This window comes from Arthrobacter sp. BF1, assembly GCF_056680215.1.
Genome location: NZ_CM155271.1, coordinates 1,322,863 through 1,345,225 on the forward strand (window position 1 = coordinate 1,322,863; position 22,363 = coordinate 1,345,225).

At 65.5% G+C, this 22,363-nt stretch carries 16 protein-coding genes and 1 tRNA gene; 12 read left to right on the plus strand and 5 right to left on the minus strand.

Going from position 1 to position 22,363, the window contains the following annotated elements; translation table 11 throughout:
* The first annotated feature begins 29 nt into the window (after positions 1 to 29).
* Positions 30 to 1,856, plus strand: coding sequence for an ABC-F family ATP-binding cassette domain-containing protein (locus tag AC1MCD_RS06320; RefSeq protein ID WP_498676891.1), 1,827 nt, complete (start codon positions 30 to 32; stop codon positions 1,854 to 1,856).
* A 295-nt stretch (positions 1,857 to 2,151) separates the two neighbouring features.
* Here the strand turns inward: AC1MCD_RS06320 and AC1MCD_RS06325 are convergent, their stop codons facing one another.
* On the minus strand, positions 2,152 to 2,778 hold the full coding sequence (locus tag AC1MCD_RS06325; RefSeq protein WP_498676892.1) for a TetR/AcrR family transcriptional regulator: 627 nt from the start codon (positions 2,776 to 2,778) through the stop codon (positions 2,152 to 2,154).
* A gap of 161 nt (positions 2,779 to 2,939) precedes the next feature.
* On the opposite strand from AC1MCD_RS06325, the gene AC1MCD_RS06330 reads away from it, so the two are divergent.
* From AC1MCD_RS06330 to sufU, 9 genes are all read left to right on the plus strand, one after another.
* Positions 2,940 to 3,011, plus strand: a tRNA-Gln gene (locus tag AC1MCD_RS06330).
* Between the two features lie 109 nt (positions 3,012 to 3,120).
* Positions 3,121 to 4,599 (plus strand): bifunctional UDP-N-acetylglucosamine diphosphorylase/glucosamine-1-phosphate N-acetyltransferase GlmU, encoded by a 1,479-nt coding sequence (gene glmU / locus AC1MCD_RS06335; RefSeq protein WP_498676893.1) that lies wholly within the window; start codon positions 3,121 to 3,123, stop codon positions 4,597 to 4,599.
* Between the two features lie 3 nt (positions 4,600 to 4,602).
* A complete protein-coding gene (locus AC1MCD_RS06340; RefSeq protein ID WP_190988511.1) occupies positions 4,603 to 5,583 on the plus strand; it encodes a ribose-phosphate diphosphokinase in 981 nt (326 codons plus the stop codon).
* 217 nt (positions 5,584 to 5,800) lie between these two features.
* Positions 5,801 to 6,385 carry a 50S ribosomal protein L25/general stress protein Ctc gene (locus AC1MCD_RS06345; protein WP_498676894.1) on the plus strand — a complete coding sequence of 195 codons (585 nt, stop codon included), beginning with the start codon at positions 5,801 to 5,803 and terminating at the stop codon, positions 6,383 to 6,385.
* 80 nt (positions 6,386 to 6,465) lie between these two features.
* Positions 6,466 to 7,056: an aminoacyl-tRNA hydrolase gene (gene pth / locus AC1MCD_RS06350; protein WP_498676896.1), complete on the plus strand. Its 591-nt coding sequence runs from the start codon at positions 6,466 to 6,468 to the stop codon at positions 7,054 to 7,056.
* A 118-nt stretch (positions 7,057 to 7,174) separates the two neighbouring features.
* On the plus strand, positions 7,175 to 9,910 hold the full coding sequence (locus tag AC1MCD_RS06355; RefSeq protein ID WP_498676898.1) for a helix-turn-helix transcriptional regulator: 2,736 nt from the start codon (positions 7,175 to 7,177) through the stop codon (positions 9,908 to 9,910).
* Positions 9,911 to 9,980: 70 nt separating this feature from the next.
* Positions 9,981 to 12,569, plus strand: coding sequence for a LuxR C-terminal-related transcriptional regulator (locus AC1MCD_RS06360; protein ID WP_498678212.1), 2,589 nt, complete (start codon positions 9,981 to 9,983; stop codon positions 12,567 to 12,569).
* A gap of 445 nt (positions 12,570 to 13,014) precedes the next feature.
* On the plus strand, positions 13,015 to 14,340 hold the full coding sequence (locus AC1MCD_RS06365) for a SufS family cysteine desulfurase (protein WP_498676899.1): 1,326 nt from the start codon (positions 13,015 to 13,017) through the stop codon (positions 14,338 to 14,340).
* 25 nt (positions 14,341 to 14,365) lie between these two features.
* A complete protein-coding gene (gene sufU, locus AC1MCD_RS06370; RefSeq protein ID WP_498676901.1) occupies positions 14,366 to 14,815 on the plus strand; it encodes a Fe-S cluster assembly sulfur transfer protein SufU in 450 nt (149 codons plus the stop codon).
* 142 nt (positions 14,816 to 14,957) lie between these two features.
* Here the strand turns inward: sufU and AC1MCD_RS06375 are convergent, their stop codons facing one another.
* The 3 genes from AC1MCD_RS06375 to AC1MCD_RS06385 are packed head-to-tail and all read right to left on the minus strand — an operon-like array spanning position 14,958 to position 17,264.
* Positions 14,958 to 15,179 (minus strand): SCO4848 family membrane protein, encoded by a 222-nt coding sequence (locus AC1MCD_RS06375; RefSeq protein WP_498676902.1) that lies wholly within the window; start codon positions 15,177 to 15,179, stop codon positions 14,958 to 14,960.
* Positions 15,180 to 15,183: 4 nt separating this feature from the next.
* Positions 15,184 to 15,681, minus strand: coding sequence for a DUF2505 domain-containing protein (locus AC1MCD_RS06380; RefSeq protein WP_498676904.1), 498 nt, complete (start codon positions 15,679 to 15,681; stop codon positions 15,184 to 15,186).
* Between the two features lie 47 nt (positions 15,682 to 15,728).
* Positions 15,729 to 17,264 (minus strand): SDR family oxidoreductase, encoded by a 1,536-nt coding sequence (locus tag AC1MCD_RS06385; protein WP_498676906.1) that lies wholly within the window; start codon positions 17,262 to 17,264, stop codon positions 15,729 to 15,731.
* A 218-nt stretch (positions 17,265 to 17,482) separates the two neighbouring features.
* On the opposite strand from AC1MCD_RS06385, the gene mfd reads away from it, so the two are divergent.
* Positions 17,483 to 21,163, plus strand: a complete 3,681-nt coding sequence (gene mfd / locus AC1MCD_RS06390) for a transcription-repair coupling factor (RefSeq protein ID WP_498676908.1) — start codon at positions 17,483 to 17,485, stop codon at positions 21,161 to 21,163.
* A gap of 6 nt (positions 21,164 to 21,169) precedes the next feature.
* Positions 21,170 to 21,991: a metal-dependent hydrolase gene (locus AC1MCD_RS06395; protein ID WP_498676910.1), complete on the plus strand. Its 822-nt coding sequence runs from the start codon at positions 21,170 to 21,172 to the stop codon at positions 21,989 to 21,991.
* 80 nt (positions 21,992 to 22,071) lie between these two features.
* Here AC1MCD_RS06395 and AC1MCD_RS06400 read toward each other — a convergent pair whose 3' ends face one another.
* The gene (locus tag AC1MCD_RS06400) at positions 22,072 to 22,317 is read right to left on the minus strand and encodes a hypothetical protein (protein ID WP_498676911.1); all 246 of its coding nucleotides are present in this window, start codon (positions 22,315 to 22,317) and stop codon (positions 22,072 to 22,074) included.
* Positions 22,318 to 22,363 lie beyond the last annotated feature (46 nt).

A 22,363-nucleotide genomic window follows, 5' to 3' on the forward strand; every position in this document is an offset into this window, starting at 1 on the left:
CCTCACCCAGCAGCAGAAAGCAGTCCCCTTTGGCACACCTTCTTGGCGGCGAGAACCTCACAGTTTCGTACGCAACGCGCACCGTCCTGGACGGCATCACCCTTGGACTCGAGGAGGGTGACCGGATCGGCATGGTGGGCCGGAACGGTGACGGCAAGTCGACGCTGATGCGCCTGCTGGCCCTGCGGTCCACCCCGGACTCCGGGCGGGTAACCAAGCGCAGCGAGGTCAACATCGGCTACCTGGACCAAAGCGACGTGCTCGACGGCGACCTCACCGTCGGGGCCGCGATCGTGGGGGACCAGGCCGACTACGAATGGGCCCGCAACCCGCAGATCCGCGAGGTCATGGGCGGCCTGGTGTCCGACGTCGACTGGCACGCCAACGTCCATGCCCTCTCCGGCGGGCAGAAACGGCGCGTGGCGCTCGCCAAGCTCCTCATCGAGGACCACGACGTCATTATGCTCGATGAGCCCACCAACCACCTCGACGTCGAAGGCGTCGCCTGGCTGTCCCGGCACCTGAAGACCCGTTGGCGGGCCAACCAGGGCGCCTTCCTGGTGGTCACCCATGACCGCTGGTTCCTCGACGAAGTCTGCAACAAGACCTGGGAAATCCACGACGGCATCATGGACCCGTTCGACGGCGGCTACGCCGCCTACGTCCTGGCCCGCGCCGAGCGTGACCGGGCCGCGAACGTCATGGAAGGCAAGCGCCAGCAGCTTGTGAAGAAGGAACTCGCCTGGCTGCGCCGCGGCGCCCCGGCCCGCACAGCGAAGCCCAAGTTCCGCATCGAGGCCGCCAACGCCCTGATTGCGGACGTCCCTGAGCCGCGTGACTCGACGGCCCTCAGCAAGATGGCCACCGCCCGGCTCGGCAAGGACGTGCTGGACCTCGAGAACGTGTCCCTCGACTTCCTCGGCGGTGACGCCGGCCAGAAGCTCTTCGACAACATCACCCTGCGCCTCGCCCCGGGTGAGCGGCTGGGCCTGGTGGGCGTCAACGGCGCCGGCAAGACCACCCTGCTGAAGCTCCTGAACGGCGAGATCCAGCCGAGCTCCGGCAAGGTCAAACGCGGCAAGACTGTGGTCACCGCAGTACTCACCCAGGAAGTCAAAGAGCTCGACGACGTCTCCGACCTTCGCGTCATCGAGGTCATCGAGCGCGAGAAGCGATCCTTCAACGTGGGCGGCAAGGAATTCACGGCCGGCCAGCTCGTGGAGCAGCTTGGCTTCACCAACGAGAAGCAGTGGACCCCGGTCAAGGACCTCTCCGGCGGTGAGCGGCGCCGCCTCCAGTTGCTGCGCCTGCTCGTGGGCGAACCCAACGTGCTGATGCTCGATGAGCCCACCAACGACCTCGACACGGACACGCTCGCCGCCGTCGAGGATGTCCTGGACGGCTGGCCCGGCACCCTCGTGGTAGTCAGCCACGACCGCTACCTGCTGGAGCGTGTAACCGACCACCAGATGGCGCTCCTGGGCGACGGCAAAATCCGTGCCCTGCCGCGCGGCGTGGACCAGTACCTGGAACTCCGGGAATCCGCCCTCGCCGGCTCCACCATCACCGGCGGCGGCAACCCCGTAACCGGCGCAAGCGGCAGCTCGACACCGGCAGCCCCGGGGGCCTCCGAAGCCGAGAAGCGCGACGCCCGTAAGGCCAAGAACCGCATCGAACGCCAAATGGGCAAGCTGGAACAGGCGGAAAAGAAGGTCCACGACCAGATGGTCAAGAGCACCGCCGATTCCGACTTCGACGCCCTCGCCGAACAAAACAAGAAACTCAAGGACCTCGCAGGGGAGCGCGAGGCGTTAGAACTCGAATGGCTCGAAGCCCTGGAAGTCCTCGGCGAGTAAGCCGTTCCACGTTGGCGCCGCTGCCGTCTGGGTGCCGATGTCGCCTCTGGGGCGGGTGAGCGGCTGGGGTGCCGCAGCTGGCCCTTCCGCGTCGCTTAGCGCGTAGGTCCCTTCCCGACACTCGCAAGCTCGCGTCGGGTCCCTCGGGACGACGCTTACGACGCGTGGAGGCCACTCCGGTCGCTGGGCGACTGTTGGGCCCCTATGGCTCGTGTCTAAGCGACGGCGAAGGGCTCCTGCGCCGCGGACCTGACCACAGATGCCTGCAACGGTGACCAAATCGGCGAGACCCGGGCTAACCCTCGGACTGGAGTTCGGGGTCCTTTTTGAGGCCTGTCAGGCCGTTCCAGGCGAGGTTTACCAGGTGTGCGGCTACGGTTTGTTTGTCGGGCTGGCGGCTGTCCTGCCACCATTGGCCGGTCATGGCCACCATGCCTACGAGCATTTGGGCGTACATGGCTCCGTCTTCGGCACTGAGGCCGCGGCGGTCGAATTCGTCGGTCAGGATGTGTTCAACGCGGGCCGTGACGTGGGAGAGCAGGGTGGAGAAGGCGCCTTCGGGCTGGGACGGGGGAGCGTCCCGCATCAGGATCCGGAAGCCTTCGGTGTGGTCTTCGATGTAGGTGAGCAGGGCCAGGGCGGCACGTTCCACGAGGATGCGGGGCTTCGCTTCCTCGGTCAGTGCTGCGGTAATCGCGTCCAGGAGGATCCGGAACTCGAAGTCCACCACCTGGGTGTACATGCCTTCTTTGGAGCCGAAGTGCTCGTAGATTACTGGTTTGGACACTCCTGCGCAGGCCGCAATTTCCTCGATGGTGGTGCCGTCGAGTCCTCGCGCGGCGAACAGGCCACGGCCGACCTCAATCAGTTGGCTGCGCCTCTGCACGCCTGTCATCCGTGCCCGGGGTGGGTTGATACTCACATTTCCATCATGCCTTAGGGGCGTTGACTGGCGCGGTTGAAACGGCCGGAAGAGCGTGCGGGACAGGACATAGGGCGCCGTGATTCCTGCCCGTGTCGCGGGCTGCCCTGAACCCATGGCAAAATAACTACTTGTGCCTTGGCCTTGCGCCTCTGGCACGGTCCGCCCTGGTGTAATGGCAGCACCCCGGCCTTTGGAGCCGTGGAGTATAGGTTCGAATCCTATGGGCGGAACTGCTGTGCCGAGAGCGTCCAGTAGTATGAACTCGGTGCCCCGCAAGGCTTGAAGCCGGCCAGGCACCGCACCCAGCGCCACGCGCAACCAAGCAAGGAGAGCCCGTACGTGATCCCCGAGAATACCGGCCCAGCCGCCGTCATTGTTCTGGCAGCAGGCGCCGGTACCCGGATGAAATCCCGTACCCCCAAGATCCTGCATGAGATCGGCGGCCGGTCCATGGTGGGCCACGCCCTGCTCGCGGCCCGCAGCATCAACCCCGGGCGGTTGGCCCTGGTGGTACGCCACGAACGCGACCTGGTTGCCCGTCACCTGAACGCTCTGGACCCCGAAGCCCTGATCGTGGACCAGGACGAAATTCCCGGCACCGGACGTGCCGTCGAAGTCGCACTCGCGGCCTTGGACGCCCACGAAAAACTTTCCGGCACCGTGGTGGTGACGTACGGCGATGTTCCCCTTCTCAGCGGCGGCCTTCTGGCTGACCTGGTGGCAACACACGAACGCGAAGGCAACGCCGTCACGGTCCTCACCGCGCTCCTCACCGACGCCACGGGCTACGGCCGGATCCTCCGCGGCGATGACGGCTCCGTCACCGGCATCCGCGAGCACAAGGACGCCACGGAAGCCGAACGACTGATCCGCGAGGTCAATTCGGGCATCTACGCATTCGACGCCGCCGTCCTCCGCGACGCGCTGGTCCACGTCACCACAGACAACTCGCAGGGCGAGATGTACCTGACTGATGTGCTGGGCCTGGCGCGTGAGTCCGGTGGCCGGGTTGCCGCCGTCGTCACCGAAGACCGCTGGCAGGTGGAGGGCGCCAACGACCGCGTGCAGCTCGCAGCCCTCGGCGCTGAACTGAACCGCCGCACGGTCGAAGCCTGGATGCGGGCCGGAGTCACCGTTGTTGACCCCGCCACCACCTGGATCGATTCCACCGTCGCCCTTGATGAGGACGTCCGCATCCTCCCCAACACCCAACTGCACGGCGCCACCACCGTGGCGAGGGACGCCGTCGTCGGTCCCGACTCAACCCTGACGGATGTCCGCATCGGCGAGGGCGCCAAGGTGACCCGAACGCACGGTTCCGGTGCTGTCATCGGTGCCGGCGCCGCCGTCGGACCTTTCACCTACCTGCGGCCAGGCACCGTGCTTGGCGATACCGGCAAGATCGGCGCCTTCTACGAAACCAAAAATGTCACCATCGGCCGGGGATCCAAGCTTTCCCACCTCGGCTACGCCGGTGACGCTGAAATCGGCGAGGACACGAACATCGGCTGCGGCAACATCACCGCCAATTACGACGGCGAGAAGAAGCACCGCACGGTGATCGGTTCGGGTGTCCGCACAGGTTCCAACACAGTGTTTGTTGCACCGGTCACCGTGGGGGACGGTGCCTACAGCGGCGCCGGCGCGGTGATCCGCAAGGACGTCCCGGCCGGGGCGCTCGTCCTGTCGGTTGCTGCCCAGCGCAATGCCGAAGGCTGGGTTGTTGCCAACCGTCCCGGCTCGCGCTCCGCGGAGCTGGCCAAGGCTGCTGCGTCAGACTCCTCAAATACCCCAGCATCAACAGAAGAGGGCAAGTAAATAATGAGCGAAATTACCGCACACGGCGAGAAGAAGCTGGTGCTTGCCGCCGGGCGGGCACACCCCGAACTGGCGCGGGAAATCGCGAAGGAGTTGGGGACCGAGTTGCTCCCCATTGACGCCTACGATTTCGCCAACGGGGAGATCTACGTGCGCGCCGGCGAGAGCGTCCGGGGTACCGACGCGTTCGTCATCCAGGCCCACCCTGCCCCGCTGAACAACCACTTGATGGAACAGCTGATCATGATCGATTCGCTGAAGCGTGCCTCCGCCAAGCGGATCACGGTGGTATCCCCGTTCTACCCGTATGCACGCCAGGACAAGAAGGGCCGCGGCCGCGAACCCATTTCCGCCCGTCTCGTGGCGGATCTGTACAAGACCGCGGGCGCTGACCGCATCATGAGCGTTGACCTGCACACCTCCCAGATCCAGGGCTTCTTCGACGGCCCCGTTGACCACCTGATGGCCATCCCGCTCCTGGCCGACTACATCCGGACCAAGGTCGGCGCCGACAACGTCACGGTTGTCTCCCCGGACACCGGCCGCGTGCGTGTTGCGGAGCAGTGGGCTGAGCGCCTGGGCGGGGCTCCGCTGGCGTTCGTGCACAAGAGCCGCGACCTCACCGTCCCCAACCAGGCCGTTTCCAAGACCGTTGTGGGTCAGGTTGAAGGCCGGACCTGTGTGCTGATCGATGACATGATCGACACCGGCGGAACCATCTCCGGAGCGGTCCAGGTGCTCATGAATGCCGGTGCCAAGGACGTCATTATTGCCGCGACCCATGCAGTGTTCTCCGATCCCGCCGCCCAGCGGCTGGCGGAATCCGGTGCCCGTGAAGTGGTGGTCACCAACACCCTGCCCATCGCCTCCCACCAGCGCTTCCCGCAGTTGACGGTGCTGTCCATCGCGCCGCTCATCGCCCGTGCCATCCACGAAGTGTTCGACGACGGTTCGGTCACCAGCTTGTTCGACGGCAACGCCTGAAGCCGCAGTTAAGGCGCCCGGCGCCGGTCCCGTTTTCAGTTTTCGGGACCGGCGCTGGTAAGCTTTTCTACGATACCTTGGCGAGGGAGAGCAGTCTCCGTTATCGACTGGGTCTGAATCTCCCTTCCGGAAGGGCGCCACACGGCCGCCCGGCGTTGAAGGTCGCAACAGACCTCCGCCCTTGCTGAACACCATTTAGTCTTCCGAGGAGATACATATGTCTGAGCAGAAGCTCGCAGCAGAAGTACGCACCGAATTCGGCAAGGGCTTTGCCCGCCGCGCCCGCATGGCCAACCTGATCCCCGCCGTCATCTACGGCCACGGCGCCGAGCCGATCCACATCACGCTGCCCGCCAAGGCCACCACGCTTGCAGTCCGCAAGGCCAACGCCCTGCTGTCCCTGGACGTCAACGGCGAAGACCACCTCGCCCTGGTCAAGGACGTCCAGCGCGACCCCATCAGGCAGATCATCGAGCACATCGACCTGCTGACCGTCATCAAGGGCGAAAAGGTCACGGTGGACATCCCCGTCCACCTCGTTGGCGAACTGGCTCCGGGCAGCGTCTACAACCAGGAACTCACCGTTATCTCCCTGGAGGCCGAGGCAACACACCTGCCCACCGCCATCGAGGTAGACATCGAAGGCCGCTCCGCCGGACAGCACATCCACGCTTCCGACTTGGTCCTGCCGAAGGGCGCCGTCCTGCTGGCCGACGCCGATGCCCTGGTTGTCAACATCTCCGAGGCCACCGAGGTCTCCGACGAAGAGGCCCAGGCTTCCTCTGAGGCCGCTGCCGAGTAACACCCACTCAGTTTGCAGCTGTGGCCGGGCCCCGTCGGGGTCCGGCCACAGCCATGTCCGGACCAACTTAGGATGGAACAATGACTGACACCTGGCTGATTGTCGGCCTCGGAAACCCCGGAGCCGAATACAAAGGCAACAGGCACAACGTTGGCCAGATGGTTCTTGATGAACTCGCCGGCCGGCTCGGCGGAAACTTCAAAACCCATAAAGCCCGGGCCCATGTCCTCGAAGGCCGGTTGGGGATTGGTGGCCCGCGCGTGGTGTTGGCCAAGCCGCTGAGCTACATGAACGTTTCCGGCGGACCGGTGGCTGCCCTGGCAAATTTTTATGGCATTGGACCAGACCACGTGGTGGCGGTACATGATGAAATCGATATAGCGTTTAACACCGTGAAGCTCAAGTGCGGCGGTGGCGAGGGCGGCCACAACGGACTGAGGGACATTTCCAAAGTCCTCGGCACCAAGGACTATCTGAGGGTCAGGGTGGGGGTGGGTCGTCCGCCGGGCCGCATGGATACTGCCGACTATGTGCTCCGTGATTTTGGTACCACCGAGCGCAAGGACGTGCCGTTTTTGCTGGACGAGGCCGCGGACGCCGTGGAGATGCTGGTCAGGGACGGCCTGACAGCGGCGCAGCAGAAGTTCCACCCGGCAAAAACAGACGAGTAGCAAATGGACTAAAAACGCCCAATACCTGTTCAGGCTTCCTTGCCTAGGGGTAGTCTTCTTCCTAAGCGGGGGGCGATGGGGCTTGTTCCCGCTTTATTGGGACGTAGGGGATAAGTTCATGTCAATCGAGCCACTCAGCTGGGAACGTGGGTCGCAACTCAAGGACCCTGAGCTGCGTACGGACACCGCCGGCGTGTCAGAGGCGCAGCGATGGTCTGCGCCCGCACGCAGTGCCAATCTTGAAGCAGTCCGCACGGCGCTGACCAGCATCGACTCCCTCGGAGTGGTCATCACAGGCGGCCGCGGTGTCGGCAAGTCATCATTGGCCAGGACTGCCGTGTCCGAGCTTGGCCCCGATGTCTGGACGCTACAGCTGCGCTGCGGGACCACGACGGGCGACACCCCATACGGCTGCCTGGCGTTCCTCCTGGCGCGTCTTCCCCAGGCCTACATGGGCTCGCCAACCGCCATCCTGCGTGGCATAACGTCACTGATCCGGAGTGACGCCGCCGGTCGGCAGTGCGTCATCACCCTGGATACCGCCGGCAGTATTGATGACATGAGTGCTGGCGTCCTGCTCAACATCCTCCTGACGGGGACCGCGCGCATTGTTGCCGTGGCGCCCAAAATCAGCGACCTTCCGGCAGACTTCCACTGGCTTCTCACCGACCGCCGGCTGACTGAGGTCAGGCTGGATAACCTTAATGAGCTGCAGACCCGCCAGGTGTTGCTTACCCTGCTGGGGCACCGTGTCTCCGCCTCCTTGGTCAGTACCTTCCACACGATGGTGGGCGGAAACCCGCTGCTGCTCAAAGCGCTGGTCGCCGAGCAGCAGCAGTCCGGAAATCTGGTGCTGTCGGACTCGGTCTGGACATTGCGGGACAAGGTAGTGCTCGACGGCGCTGCGAGCCTCGAGGACATCGTGCGGTCGCGCTGGTCCCGGCAATCTCCCCAGGAGCGGGAAGTCATCGAAATGCTTTCCTGTGCCCGGCGGGTGGAGCTGTCAAGGCTTACTGCTGTCTACGGTGCCGGCATCGTAGCGGACATGGAAGATGCAGGGCTGCTGGAGATCGACGCGTCCGAGAGCCGCTGGGTTTCACTGCGCGAAATGTACCTCGGCGACGTTGTGCGCTCCTGGCTCAGCATTACCCGGCGGCGGGAACTGCGGAGTGTCCTGCTGGACGGCCAGGAGCCCGGCCCGGCCAGCATGACCGTGGAAGAGCTGATGGCGTTCGCTGCATGGACCCATGAGTGTGAAGCCGAGCTGAGTCCGGCCATGGCGCTGGCCGCGGCCGAAGCGGCCGTGCAGCTCTTTGACCCGAACTTCGCCCTCAAATATGCCGAGACACTGAGGCGCAACGACTCCCAATGGGTAGCCGGCCAACGGCAGAAGGCTGCTGCCTACCTGCTCCTGGATCTTCCTGTCCAGGCGATGGCGGCCCTGGACGACATCTCGCAGCCGCAACTGGACGGCCTGGATGTCCAGGAATACGCCCAGGTCATCGCAGCAAAGTCACGGGTCATGGTTTGGCTGCCGGACCACGCCGACAAGGTACCGGCCCTCCTGCAGACGGCACGGGAGCGGCTCGGAGAAGAACCAGGCAACGCGAAAAAATGGCCTGATCCTGTTGCCGCTGCAGCCAACAGGATCAGCCTGAGCGAATTCGAGTACCAGGTGTTCGTGGGAGATTACGCAGCGGCCATTCCGGGCCTGGAAGCCGCTGCTGACCCCGGGCTGAACTCCGATCTTTGGTTCCGGATGAATTCCGCCATGATCCTGATGACCGCCCTGGCCATGACGGGGCGCGAGATGGACGCCTTAAGCCTGATGAGGCAGTTGGGCGGCCAAATTTCCGACGCCGGCCAAATCGTCGGCCTGCGGGAGACATTCACCGAACGCGCTTACTACGTCCTGTTGACCGCCGGGCAGTGGCACCGTTGCATCGATCTCCTCGATCCCGCAGCCCGTGAGACCCACCAGCTTCCCTACCGAAGCGCCGCCACTGAGCTGGCGGCCGGGATCGCTTACGTCTTTGCGGGGCGTGGCGCCGTTGCCTTGGATTCGCTGCTGTCAGCGGTGGCCCAACTTGAGCTGCGGCCCGCTCAGGGCATCCGCCGGGAAGCTTACGCAGCTGTTGCGTTCGCTTATGCGCAGTTGGGAAATGCCGGTCAGTCCCGGAAATATTTGGACAAGTTGCAGCGGACCGGGGGAGCCGCCGATCATGCCACCCGTAGCATCACCGACTTCTGCGCCGACATGGCAGGGCGGTGGCTGAACGACACCGAGGCGGTCAACCGCCTGAAGGAGTCTGCCCGCCGCGACATCGCAGCGGGGAGGTACACGCTGGCCGGAATCAGCCTGTTGGGGGCCACGGTCCACGGTACAGAGGCTGACTTCCGCCTGCTCGAAGAAGTGGCCGGTCACCGCCAAGGCCCCTTGGCGGAAATTTCGCGTTTGATTGCCGTGGGAACCAGGACCCATGACGCCAAGACCTTGCTCGCCGGCGGGGAACTGGCCGCCACGCTGGAACTGGACGCTGTTGAGGCGCGCTGTATGGCCCTGGCCGTTGACTACGCCCGTCAGGCCGGCGACCCGGCCGCAGCAAGGACTGCCCAGGCGCGGCTGGACATCCTCGCTGCCACTGTGGCCAGCCTGCCCATCGTGCCCAGCAGCGGCAGCCCTCTCCTGACCAGCAGGGAACGGCAGATTGCAAGGCTCGCAGGCAGGGGTGCCTCCAACCGCGACATTGCGCTGGATATGGGTGTCTCCGTCCGCACCGTGGAAGGCCACCTTTACCAGGTCTTCACCAAACTGGGAGTTACGTCCAGGGGTGATCTGACTGGACTCGTCTAACGGCCACTCACCTAAACCGGGCCGCCTGCTCACGGGCCGGCGGCAGCCGCTGGACCGGATCTGCAACATCATCCGGACCCGAACCAGCCAGGCAGTGTTCCTGATGGCGGGCCCGGGCATCGGCAAGACCGCGTTGGCCGAGGCCATTACCGAGCGGCTGGCCACTGACATGATCGTTGTTCAGATCCATGGAAGTTCCTCGCTCTCACGCGTTCCCTTTGGCATCCTTGCCCCCTACACTGCGGAGCTGACGGCCGAGGATTCGGTGTCACCGGTGGCTGTCCTGAGGTCCGTTTGGAGCTACTTTGAAAAGCTCAAAGCGGGCAGGGACGCACCGCTGCTGCTCGTGATGGATGATGCACACCATCTGGACGAGGCTACGGCGGGCATCGTGGCAGACATGATCTCCGCGGGCTGGGCCAGCGTCGTGGCAGCTGGCAGGCCGCGGCCCGGCCTGCCCCAGCCTCTGGCGCAGCTTTGGTATGACGGCCTTGCCGATCGCGTGGACCTTCGTCCGCTGAACAGGGAACAGATCGAGGAAGTCCTTGCCCACGCCCTGGACGGCACCGTCCCAGCCGGAACTGTTGACACCATCTGGAGCGCTTCCGGCGGAAACCCGCGGATCCTCGACGCCCTTCTGCATGACGCCGCCGAAGGAGGCCAGCTCGCCAAACGGAACGGGATCTGGATGCTGGTGGGGCAGTTGCCGGCCGATGGGCCGCGACTGACGAACGTCGTGGTGAAGGACATGCTGCGCCGCACGCCTGCAGAACAGGAAGCACTGAAACTCATTGCGCTGGCCGGGCCCGTGAGCCGCAAGGTGATCGAGGACATCTGCGGCGCTGACGTGGTGCGCTCCCTGCTTGACCAACAGATGGTGGTGGAGAGCCATGGCACGCCCGCTGATCTCCGGATCTGGAACGCCATGTTCGGCGACGCCCTCCGGTTAACCATTTCCGTTTCGCGGAGCCTGCAACTTCTGGAAAGGGTACGCGAGCACCTGGGAACGTCCCCGGCCGGGTCAGAAGGCCGGTTGAGGGCTGTCGAGTGGGCGCTTGAATGCGGAGTTAAAACAGGAGAGCCTGAGCTTCTCGAAGCGGCCAGCACGGCACTGGCCCACTTCAGGAGCCGGAGCGCCCGGACCATGGCGGCAAAGATTACGGACCCGGCACTCGTGCCCGAGGCCCAGGCCATTCAGGCGCGGGCTCTGTTCAACGAAGGTGATCACGCTGGCGCGGCAAAGCTTCTGGACGGATGCTGGCTCCAGCTGGGGTCCAGCGCCGCCGCTGCCCCCGCCCTGATGCTCAGGGCCCTTGTCCATCAGGCCTTGGGAACACCACTGGCGGTGTTCGCGGCAGAGTACCGTGAAGCGCTCCGCGGCGCCGCGGCTGAAACTGAAACCTCCCCGGCCACGGCCTGGCAGGAACAGCTGCTGCGCCTGCTGGAATTCGGCGAAGCTGGGAACTGCGAGGCCCTGGACAACGAGGTCCAGGACCTTCGTAGCCGTAACCCTGACGGCCCCACCGACCACGCCCTTCGCACGGTGGGAACCGCGCTGCTTGCACAGGCACGTGCTGCAGCCGGACGCGCCGTCCAAGGCCTGGATGCCGGACTCCTTGCGGTTTCGGAACTCCCTGCACTGGATAGGGGAGTGTTTTTCTTCAATGAGTTCGTCCTGGGCCGTCTGGTGGTTGACTACCTGTCCGTGGGGGACTGGGAGTCAGCGGAACGGGAGCTTGTGGACTATGCGGCGGATCAGCCGCGGGATGCAGCCGCCTTCGCCGGCAGCATCCAGGTGCTACGCGGCTATTCATTGCTGCGGCAGGGGCGGATCGAACGCGCTTACCAGACGCTGCTGCCTGCGGTAGAGACCCTGAGGCTCAGTGATCCCCTGCAGGTGTTCCGGTTCGGATCCGCACTGGCGTTTTATGTGGCAGCGAGGCTGGGTGACGCTGCCCAGTCCAGCCGGCTCGAGCTGGACTACAAGGATTCGCTGCTGGGTTCAGCAAGCCAGGATCTGCTCGCAACGGCCTACGCCGCGGCAGGTGCGGAGTACGTGACCCGTGACGGGAAGGGGTTGGCGTCGCTCCATACACTGGCCACCACCCCGGAGGTCTCGGCCAGGGGCGGCACATTGCTGGAACTGTTGGCGCTGTGCTGGGACTTGGGCGACCATTCGGTGATTCCCCTGGTGCACAACCTGGCAGGCAACGTCCAAGGCCGCTGGGCCGCGGCGTTGCTCAGCCTCGCGGAGCATTGGGAATCCGCCGACGCCGACGCCCTTATGGAGATGGCGGCCCGGCTTGAAGCCGAGGGCTTCGTCAACGTGGCAAGGGAAGCATACGCGCGGGCAAGCACCGTGTTGGAAGCGGACGGTGAACGCCGCCGGTCCCGCCAGGCGGTGGCCCTGCGGGAGAAATGCGACCACGAACTTGGCGAGCGGTTCCGGGAGGGCCAGTTCATCGCCGCAGCGCCCACGGTGCACCTCACGCGGCGTGAACAGGACATCGTGGAACTGGCAGTCCAGGGCCTCACGGATCGCGAAATCGCCCAGCGGCTCATGGTCTCCGTACGAACAGTGGAGGGCCACCTGTACCGCACGTACGTGAAACTCGGAGTGCGGAGCCGCGACGAACTGTCCACTGCCTTGGCCCACTAGGTCCTCTGCACTGCGATCGTTCGCTGAACCCATGCCCCGCCGACGAGTCATGACTTCGAGTGTCCCGGCATCTGGAATACGCGTATCAGCCGGGCCCGACCCGGTAGCCTCACCGTCGAAGTAGAGTACTGCCTACTCGTGCCGTCCGGGTCCGCGTGCGATTAACTTGATTCGGGAGCAAGGAGCGGCGAAAGCCCTCCGACTCCCACCATCAGACTTTCCAGGTCCCGTCTTAATTCAAACTTTCCGGCCCCCGGGCCGGACTGAGACTGGGCCGGCGACGTCAGAGTCTTCTGAGACCGAGGCTCTCCCCCCAGCCGTCGCCGGCCCTCTTATCCGCGGGCTGAAGCCCGGAGCCACCGTGGCGGCCGCCCCCCGGGCGGCCGCCACAGTGGTGTTGTGGGACAATTGAATGTCAATCCATTGGCATTTCAAGGAGTTCACTTTGGCATTCGTAACCACGCCAGCCACGCTGGAACATGCCGTTCCGGCCATGGACAACGCCGAAGTACTGAGAATCAGGAATGACTTCCCGGTGCTCGACCAGCTGGTGAATGGCCGGCCGCTGGTGTATCTGGATTCGGGTGCCACATCGCAGAATCCCCTGAGCGTTATTGAGGCTGAGCAGGAATTCTACGAACAGCGCAACGCCGCCGTGCACCGCGGCGCGCACCACCTTGCGGTCGAGGCCACCGAAGTCTTCGAAGACGCCCGCCAGACCATTGCAGGCTTCATCGGGGCCGACTACGCGGAAACGGTGTGGACCTCCAATGCCACCGAGGGACTGAACCTGGTCAGCTATGCGCTGTCCAATGCCTCCCTTTGGTCTGCCCAGGGTCGCGGCGACGGCAGGCTTAAGGATCTGGCCGTGGGTCCGGGGGACCAGATCGTGGTCACCGAAATGGAGCACCACGCCAACCTGATCCCTTGGCAGGAACTCGCGTTCCGTACCGGCGCCACTTTGCGATACATCCCCATCGACGACTCCGGAGCCCTGCGCCTGGACATCGCGGCTGAGGTCCTGGGAAGCAAGACCAAGGTCCTCGCCTTCACGCACGCGTCCAACGTCCTGGGAACCATCAACCCCGTCAACGAGTTGGTGGCCCTTGGCCGGGCGGCCGGAGCGCTGGTGGTGCTGGACGCCTGCCAGTCCGCGCCCCACCTGCCGCTGAACGTTAAGGAACTCGACGTCGACTTCGCTGTCTTCTCCGGCCACAAGATGCTGGCGCCCACGGGAATCGGCGTGCTGTATGGCAAGCAGGACCTTCTGGACGTGCTGCCCCCGTTCCTCACCGGCGGTTCCATGATCACCACCGTGACCATGGAACGGGCCGAGTACCTGCCCTCGCCGCAGCGCTTCGAAGCCGGTACCCAACGCATCTCCCAGGCCGTGGCCCTGGCCGCCGCCGCCAGTTACCTGACAGAAACGGGACTGGCCCGGGTGCACCAATGGGAAGCGGAGCTGGGCCAGCGCATGGTGGCCGGCCTTGAAGCCCTTCCCGGAATACGTGTCCTGGGGCCCGCCGCCGGGCAGGAGAGGATAGGCCTGGCCGCGTTCGACGTCGCGGGTGTGCACGCGCATGACGTCGGGCAGTTCCTGGATTCCAGGGGCATCGCGGTCCGGGTGGGGCACCACTGCGCCCAGCCGTTGCACCGCCGCCTGGGCCTGACGGCAACCACCAGGGCGAGTGCCTACCTGTACAACACCACCGACGACGTCGACGCTTTCCTCGAGGCTGTTGCTGGCGTCCGCTCCTACTTCCGCGTCTGACGCGGCCACCGAAGGTAGACCGAATATGAGCCTTGACCAGCTGTACCAACAGATCATCCTTGACCATTCGAAGGCCCGCCACGGCAGCGGCCTGGCCGGCCTGGCCGCCCCTGCGGGCGCGTCCACCGGACAGTCACACCAGCTGAACCCCGTCTGCGGGGACGAAGTCACCCTTCGCGTCGCAGTGGAAGATGGCAAAGTGGCGCAGATTTCCTGGGACGGAGCCGGGTGCTCAATCTCCATGGCGTCGGCCTCCGTCCTCAGCGAGCTCGGTGAGGGACTGACCGTGGAAGAACTCCACTCGATCATTGGCAACTTCCGGGAAGTCCTGCGGTCCCGTGGGAAGGTACACGCGGATCCGGAGATCCTCGGTGACGCGGCCGCGTTCGAGGGTGTGGCCCGCTACGCCGCTCGAGTCAAGTGCGCCATGATTTCCTGGGTGGCCGCCGAGGACGCGCTCAACCAGGCAGCATAGACACGCACCCTGGCATTATGTAGGCCGCTCAAACAGAACAGGTCCGCCTCAACAAAACAGGGCCACTTAAACAAAACAGGCGCTTCCTCTGCTCTGCGGCAGGGGAAGCGCCTGCGTGAACCTGTGCAGACAGCCCGGGGCGTCAGCCCAACAGGCCCATTACGCCGATCACGGCGGTGGCGGCCCCCAGCACCATGGAGATGCTGACCAGCACCACGTGAACGGTGAGGAACTTTGTTGCTTTGCCGTCGGCGTCGCGCGCCCGCGGATCCTTCATGACCCGGCGCAGGAACTGCGGCCAGACCACCAGCGACCAGGCGCCGGCGATGATCAGCAGTAAAGCGGCGAACAGGGGAAGCTGCATGGACTCAGTGGCTTTCGAGCCAGGCCTGGGCCTGCTGCGACTGGATGTTCAGGGCCTTGGCCACCATGGGTTCGGCGGCCTCAGCGATCTTGCCGCCCAGGAATGGCACGGACGAGGTCACGTTGCCTTCAAGCTCAACCCGGGTGCTGCCGCCCTCGGCAACTAGCCGCTGGACCGCGGTCACGTCGAGGGGAGCGCCGGCAATCTTCAGCGTGATGTTGCTCTGGCGGGAACCATCAGCCGCGGGGGCTTCCCAGTTTTCCACCTGCGTCACGGTGAGGTTCTCGCCGACGAACTTGCGGGCGATCTCCGGCAGGCGGGTGGTGGGCAGGGTCCGGACGGAGGTGGTGCTGAACGCGCCGGCAACGTCGCCATCCACGGAAAATGACTCCAGTGTGCCGCCGACGTATTCGCTGGTGTGCCGCTGGAAGTCCTCGTTGATGAAAACAGCAGCGACACTGTCAACGGCGTGCGGAAGGGTGGTGGTTGCACTCAGTGCCATGAATCCTCCAGTGATACGGGGTCTATACGCTTTTTCCTCCCCACATCCTACGGGGCACCAGGCGTGTTCTTTGAACCGGCCTCTGCCCGCTCAGCGTCGGCGATCTTCCGCGCCGCCGTGGTGATGTTCCTTGCCATGGCCGGAAAAATGAGGCTGTGGAAGGGCAGGACGGCCAGCCAGTAGAGTCTGCCGCTGAGGCCTTTGGGGAAGAAAATGGCGCGCTGCCGGTAGCGGCTGCCGCCGCCGTCGGGCTCTACTGACAACTCGAGCCAGGCGCGTCCCGGCGCGCGCATTTCTGCACGCAAGCGGAGTAGTTTGCCGCGGTCTATCCGCTCCACGCGCCACCAGTCCACCACCTCGCCCGGAGCCAGGTTGCCGGGGTGCCGGCGTCCCCGCAGGAGCCCGGCGCCGCCGGTGAGCTTGTCCAGCCAGCCACGGACCCGCCAGGCCAGCGGCAGCGAATACCAGCCGTTGCGGCCACCGATTCCCTCGATGACTGTCCACACGTGTGCCGGGTCAACGTCCCCGTGGAAAGTGCGCTCGTCCACGAAAACCGTGTGGCCGGCCCACTCCGGGTCGCTGGGCAGGGGATCGGCATCGGCGCCGGCGCTGGCCCAAGTGGTCTCCACCTGGCCGTCCCGCTCCTTGCCCAGGGCCAGGGCAACTGCCCGCCGGTACGGGGTCAGCCCGCCCTCAGGCACGGGAATGACGGCGTCAACGTCGCGCTCCCGGGACACGGCGTCGTGCTGCAGCGACTGGACCAGCGGCAACGACATGGACAGGGGGATGGGCGTAGTGAGGGCCACCCACAACCCTGCAAGTTTGGGCGCGGGAACCGGCAGTGCCAGAACCACCCGGTACGGCAGTCCGGCCTCGGCCGCATACTCCTTCATCATGCCCGCGTACGTCAGGACCTGGCGGCAGCCGATATCGAACGTGCGGTTAATGTGTCCGGTGAGGGATGCTGCGCTGACGAGGTAATACAGCACGTCCCGGACAGCGATCGCCTCGATCTTGTTCCGCACCCAACTCGGCGCCGGCATCAGCGGGAGGGTTTCGGAGAGGTGCCGGATCATTTCGAAGGACGCAGACCCGGACCCGATCACCACGCCGGCCTGGAAGACCACCGCGTCCACCGGGCTGTCCAGGAACACCTTGCCCACTGCCTCGCGGGACCGCATGTGAGTGGACAGTTCCACATTGGCGGGGTGCAGGCCGCCGAGGTAGACAATCCTGTCCACGCCGGCGTCGGCGGCCGCCTTCGCGGCGGTCCGGGCCATGGCCTTTTCCTTGGACTCAAAACCCGACCCGGCGGCCATGGAGTGGACCAGATAGTAGAGCACGTCGACGCCGGCAAGCGCGTCGCGGAGGGCACCGTCGTCGTCCAGGCTGCTCTGCACCACCTCCACATCCGCCAGCCAGGGCACGCCGGCGATTTTGGCCGGTGTCCGGACCAGGACCTTCACGGTGTGCCCTGCCTCGAGCAGTCGCGGAACGAGCCGGCCGCCGATGTAGCCGGTGGCGCCCGTTACCAGGACGGTGCGGGCTTCGGTGCGCGGTGAGGATTCGGTTGTGCCGGTCATGCTGTCTCCTTCCAGTCATCCCGATACGGGGTGGCTGTCACTATGCCATTCGGAGCGGCAAAGCATCCGGACGGCCGTGGATCCTGAAAGCTTAGTCCGCCGCGCGGCGCGGCAGGAGTAGGCTGGGATGACCCGGGATTCGATGTGAATCTCGGGCTTTCGTGTTGCCTGCGCTCCCCTTGAACCCACAGGCCTTGAACACCCCAGGAGTTTCTGCCATGAGCCCGAGCGCCTCCCGCACCGGCACCCCCCAGCCCGGCCCGTCGCTTGCTGGACTCCGCCGGGTCCTGGCCGAAGACCGGACCTTCGCCAGGGTCAAAGCCGAGGCAGAACGGGGATTCGAGGTCCGCGGCCAGGATTACCAGATCAGCGCACCGGCAGGACTCCGGGCCGCCTTGCTCGCCGAAATGGCCGACGGCCTGGCCGCCGCCGACGCCGCAGAGGGAACGCCCGACGGCGGGATCCCCGCAATGGTGCTCGCCGTCACCGCCACCGGACGTGAAGCCGAAGACCTGACCGCCGCGCTGCGCGCCTACCTGCCGGCCGACTCAGTGGCCGAATTCCCCAGCTGGGAAACCCTGCCGCACGAGCGGCTCTCACCCCGCTCGGACACGGTGGGCCGACGGCTGTCTGTCCTGCGCCGGCTGGCGCACCCGGAAAGCTCGACGGCGGCCCCGCTCCGGGTGGTGGTGGCTCCCGTCCGCGCGGTGGTCCAGCCGATCGTGGCCGGGTTGGGGGAGCTGGTTCCGGTCACCCTGAAGGTTGGCCAGGACATCCCTTTCACTGACGTTGTGCGCCGGCTGGCCGATGCCGCCTACGCGCGAGTGGACATGGTCACCCACCGCGGCGAGTTTGCCGTCCGCGGCGGCATCATCGACGTCTTTCCGCCCACGGAGGACCACCCCATCCGGGTGGAGTTCTTCGGCGACGAGGTGGACCAGATGCGCTGGTTCGCCGTGGCGGACCAGCGCTCGCTCTCAGCCCCCGGCATCCACCACCCCACCGAACTGCACGCGCCGCCGTGCCGCGAAATCCTCATCACACCGTCGGTGATGTCACGGGCCGCCACGCTGAAGACACAGCTTCCGGCAGCGGCCGACATGCTGGAGAAGATCGCCGGAGGAATCGCCGTGGAAGGCATGGAATCCCTCGCGCCGGTGCTGGTGGACGCCATGGTTCCCTTTGTGGAGCAGTTGCCCGCCGGCTCGATTTCCGTGGTCATCGAACCCGAGAAGGTCCGCACCCGTGCGCACGACCTCGCGGCAACCAACGAAGAGTTCCTGGAGGCTGCCTGGTCCACGGCGTCGGACGGGGGCACGGCACCGCTGGACCTCAGCTCGCAGGCATCCGAGGCTTTGCACTCCGCCAGCTTCCGCTCCCTCGCCGAGACGCGCAGCTTTGCCCTGGACCACAGTGTCTCCTGGTGGTCCATCACGTCACTGGCCACCGACGAGGAGCTCCTGCCCGAGATCGACGTCCTGAACCTGCACGCCCGGGAACCCCGCGGCTACCAGGGCGACGTCGCCGAAATGATGGACTTCATCGGCTCGCACGTCCGCGACCAGTGGCGGATTGTGGTGGTCACCGAGGGGCCCGGTCCGGCGCAGCGCCTGGCGGAACTGTTCCACGACGCCGATATCCCGTGTGCCCGCGTGGACACCCTGGACAAGGAACCACAGGCGGGCATCATCGAGGTGACCACTGCCGCCGTCGGACGCGGTTTTGTCCTCGACAGCCTCAAACTGGGGCTACTCACAGAGGCCGATCTGCTCGGACGGACTTCAGCAGGTTCCACCAAGGACATGCGGCGCATGCCGTCCAAGCGGCGCAACGCCGTGGACCCGCTGCAGCTGGTGGCCGGTGACCACGTGGTGCACGAACAGCACGGCATTGGCCGGTTCATCGAACTCATCCAGCGCAAGGTCGCCGGCGGCGGTGACGGCGTCCGGGAGTACCTGGTCCTGGAATATGCCCCGTCCAAGCGCGGCGCCCCGGGGGACCGGCTTTTTGTCCCCACCGACCAGCTGGACCAGGTGACCCGGTACGTGGGCGGCGATACCCCGGTGCTCAGCAAGATGGGCGGCTCGGACTGGGCCAGCACCAAGTCCAAGGCCCGCAAGGCGGTCAAGGAGATCGCCGGCGAACTCATCCGGCTCTACTCAGCACGGATGGCCTCCCGCGGCCACGCCTTCGGCCCTGACACGCCCTGGCAGCGCGAGCTGGAGGAAGCCTTCCCGTACGTGGAGACGCCGGACCAGCTGACCACCATCAACGAGGTCAAAGCGGACATGGAACGCGAGATCCCCATGGACCGCCTGGTCTCCGGTGACGTGGGCTACGGCAAGACGGAGATCGCCGTCCGCGCCGCGTTCAAGGCGGTCCAGGACGGCAAGCAGGTGGCGGTCCTGGTGCCTACCACCCTCCTCGCCCAGCAGCACTACGAGACGTTCACCGAGCGCTTCTCCGGCTTCCCGCTGCGCGTCAAGGCCCTGTCACGCTTCCAGGGCGCCAAGGAATCCAAGGAAACCGTGGAGGGCGTCAAGACCGGATCGGTGGACGTAGTCATCGGCACACACAGGCTGCTGTCCAAGGACTTCGCGTTCAAGGACCTTGGCCTGGTGATCGTGGACGAGGAGCAGCGCTTCGGTGTGGAGCACAAGGAGGCGCTGAAGAAGATGCGCACCAACGTGGACGTGCTGGCCATGAGTGCCACGCCCATCCCGCGCACGCTGGAGATGTCCCTGACGGGCATCCGCGAAACGTCGACCCTGGCCACTCCGCCGGAGGAACGCCACCCCGTGCTGACCTACGTGGGCCCGTACACGGACAAGCAGACCTCGGCCGCCATCCGGCGTGAGCTGATGCGCGAAGGCCAGGTGTTCCTTGTGCACAACCGCGTGTCCACCATTGAACGGACCGCGGCCAAGGTCCGTGAACTTGTTCCGGAGGCGCGCGTGGAGGTGGCGCACGGGCAGATGTCCGAGAGCAGGCTGGAGCAGATCATCGTGGACTTCTGGGAGAAGCGCTTCGACGTGCTGGTGTGCACCACCATCATCGAAACCGGCCTGGACATCTCCAATGCCAACACGCTGATCGTGGACGGCGCGGACAAGTACGGGCTCTCCCAGCTGCACCAGCTCCGTGGCCGGGTGGGCCGTGGCCGCGAACGCGCCTACGCCTACTTCCTCTACCCGTCCGAGAAGCCGCTGGGCGAGGTGGCGCTGGAACGCCTCAAGGCCGTGGCCACACACAACGAACTTGGTGCCGGCATGCAGCTGGCCATGAAGGACCTCGAAATTCGCGGCGCGGGCAACCTGCTCGGGGGCGAGCAGTCCGGCCACATCCAGGGTGTGGGCTTTGACCTGTACATCCGGCTGGTGGGCGAGGCCGTGGCTGACTACCGCGGCGACGCTGAGGAAAAGGCTGCCGAGATGAAGATCGAACTGCCGGTGAACGCCCACCTGCCGCACGACTATGTGCCGGGGGAGCGCCTGCGACTGGAAGCCTACCGAAAGCTGGCTTCCGCGCTGACCACCGAAGCCATCGAGGAAGTCCTGGCCGAACTGGTGGACCGCTATGGGGAACCGCCGCTGCCGGCCCAGAACCTGATCGCCGTGGCCCGCTTCCGGGTAGGCGCCCGCGAAGCCAGCCTGTCCGATGTCGCGCTGCAGGGAAACTTCATCAAGTTCTCGCCGGCACAACTGCCGGAGTCCAAGCTCATGCGGCTGACCCGGATGTACCCCGGCTCCCAGTCCAAGCCCGCGCTGGACGCGGTGCTGATACCGAAGCCCAAGACCGCCAGGATCGGCGGCCGGGACCTGCAGGACGCCGAAATCCTGGAATGGGCCAACGGGGTCATCCGCAACATCTTCTCCGACGCACCGCTGGCGGTGAGCTGACCGTTGATGGGAGGACATCACGCCGCGTCGGGAGCCGCGGCGTGGGTAGCCATTGCCTCGACCGGCCCCAACGCCCTGGGCTGGTATCCGCTGGATGCCACCGGAATCCTGATCGGCGGCATGGCGACGGCGGGTACAGCCCTGGTGTGCGACTGGGACCACCGCCACAGCACCGTGGCCAACTCGCTGCCGCCGCTGTCCAACGTCATTGCCCGGGGGATCGAGAACGCCAGCGGCGGGCACCGGCAGGGCACCCACTCCATCCTGGGGGCGGCATTCTTTGTGGTGCTCGCCATGATGGCCGGGCAGATCCAGCTGAAGACCGACTGGGGCCTGCTGTCCATCGGCGCCGGCCTGCTGTGCATGTTCATGATCAACATTGCGGCCAAGGCGCTGAAGCTCTTCCCCAAGTCGGGATTCATCACCAACTGGATCTTCGCCCTGACGATGGCCGGCTTGGTGACGTGGTTTGCCCCGCACCAGTGGACCTGGCTGCCGGTGTCCATGCTGACCGGTGTTGTGGTCCACATTGTGGGGGACATGATCACCAGCGGGGGCGTGCCGCTGCTCTGGCCCATCGTCATTAAACCGCCACGATTCCTGCGCAAGCTGCCGGTGCTCAACGACGTCTGGAAAGCGAACGGGGCGTTTTCCCTGCCGCTGCTGGGCCGCGCCGGGTCGCGGCGGGAGTGGCTGGTGCTGATCCCCGTGAGCGCCTACGCCATGGTGGGGATGTGCGTTGCCGCCTGGGCAGTGGCCAAAGCAACTCTTCCCGCCGCCACTGCGCTGGGAAAGACAGCGGTCAGCCGCCTGCTGGGTACGGGCTGACCGGTTTCCGAAGAAAAGGCTGTGGCCCCGGATTGATCCGGGGCCACAGCCTTTACGTTCGAGACAGACTCAAGCGTTTGTTACTTCTCTCCGGCGGTGTCAGAGCGGCCCGTGACGGTCTGCGGGATCCAGAACGCCAAGGCGAACAGGACCAGGCAGACGGCCATCGGCCATGCGTTGCCCAGTGTGAGGAAGGAGAGCGAGTAGAGGGCGCCGAAGAACAGGGCCATCATGACCACGAACAGGACGATGCTGCCCGCCAGGTTGTTTTCGTTCTCCGGGGTCTGCACCTTGGCACTGCCTGACGCTGTGGTCTTGCTGGACATTCGTTCCTCCTCGGCCCCGCGGGGCTCAATCTGTGGCGGCTCCGGG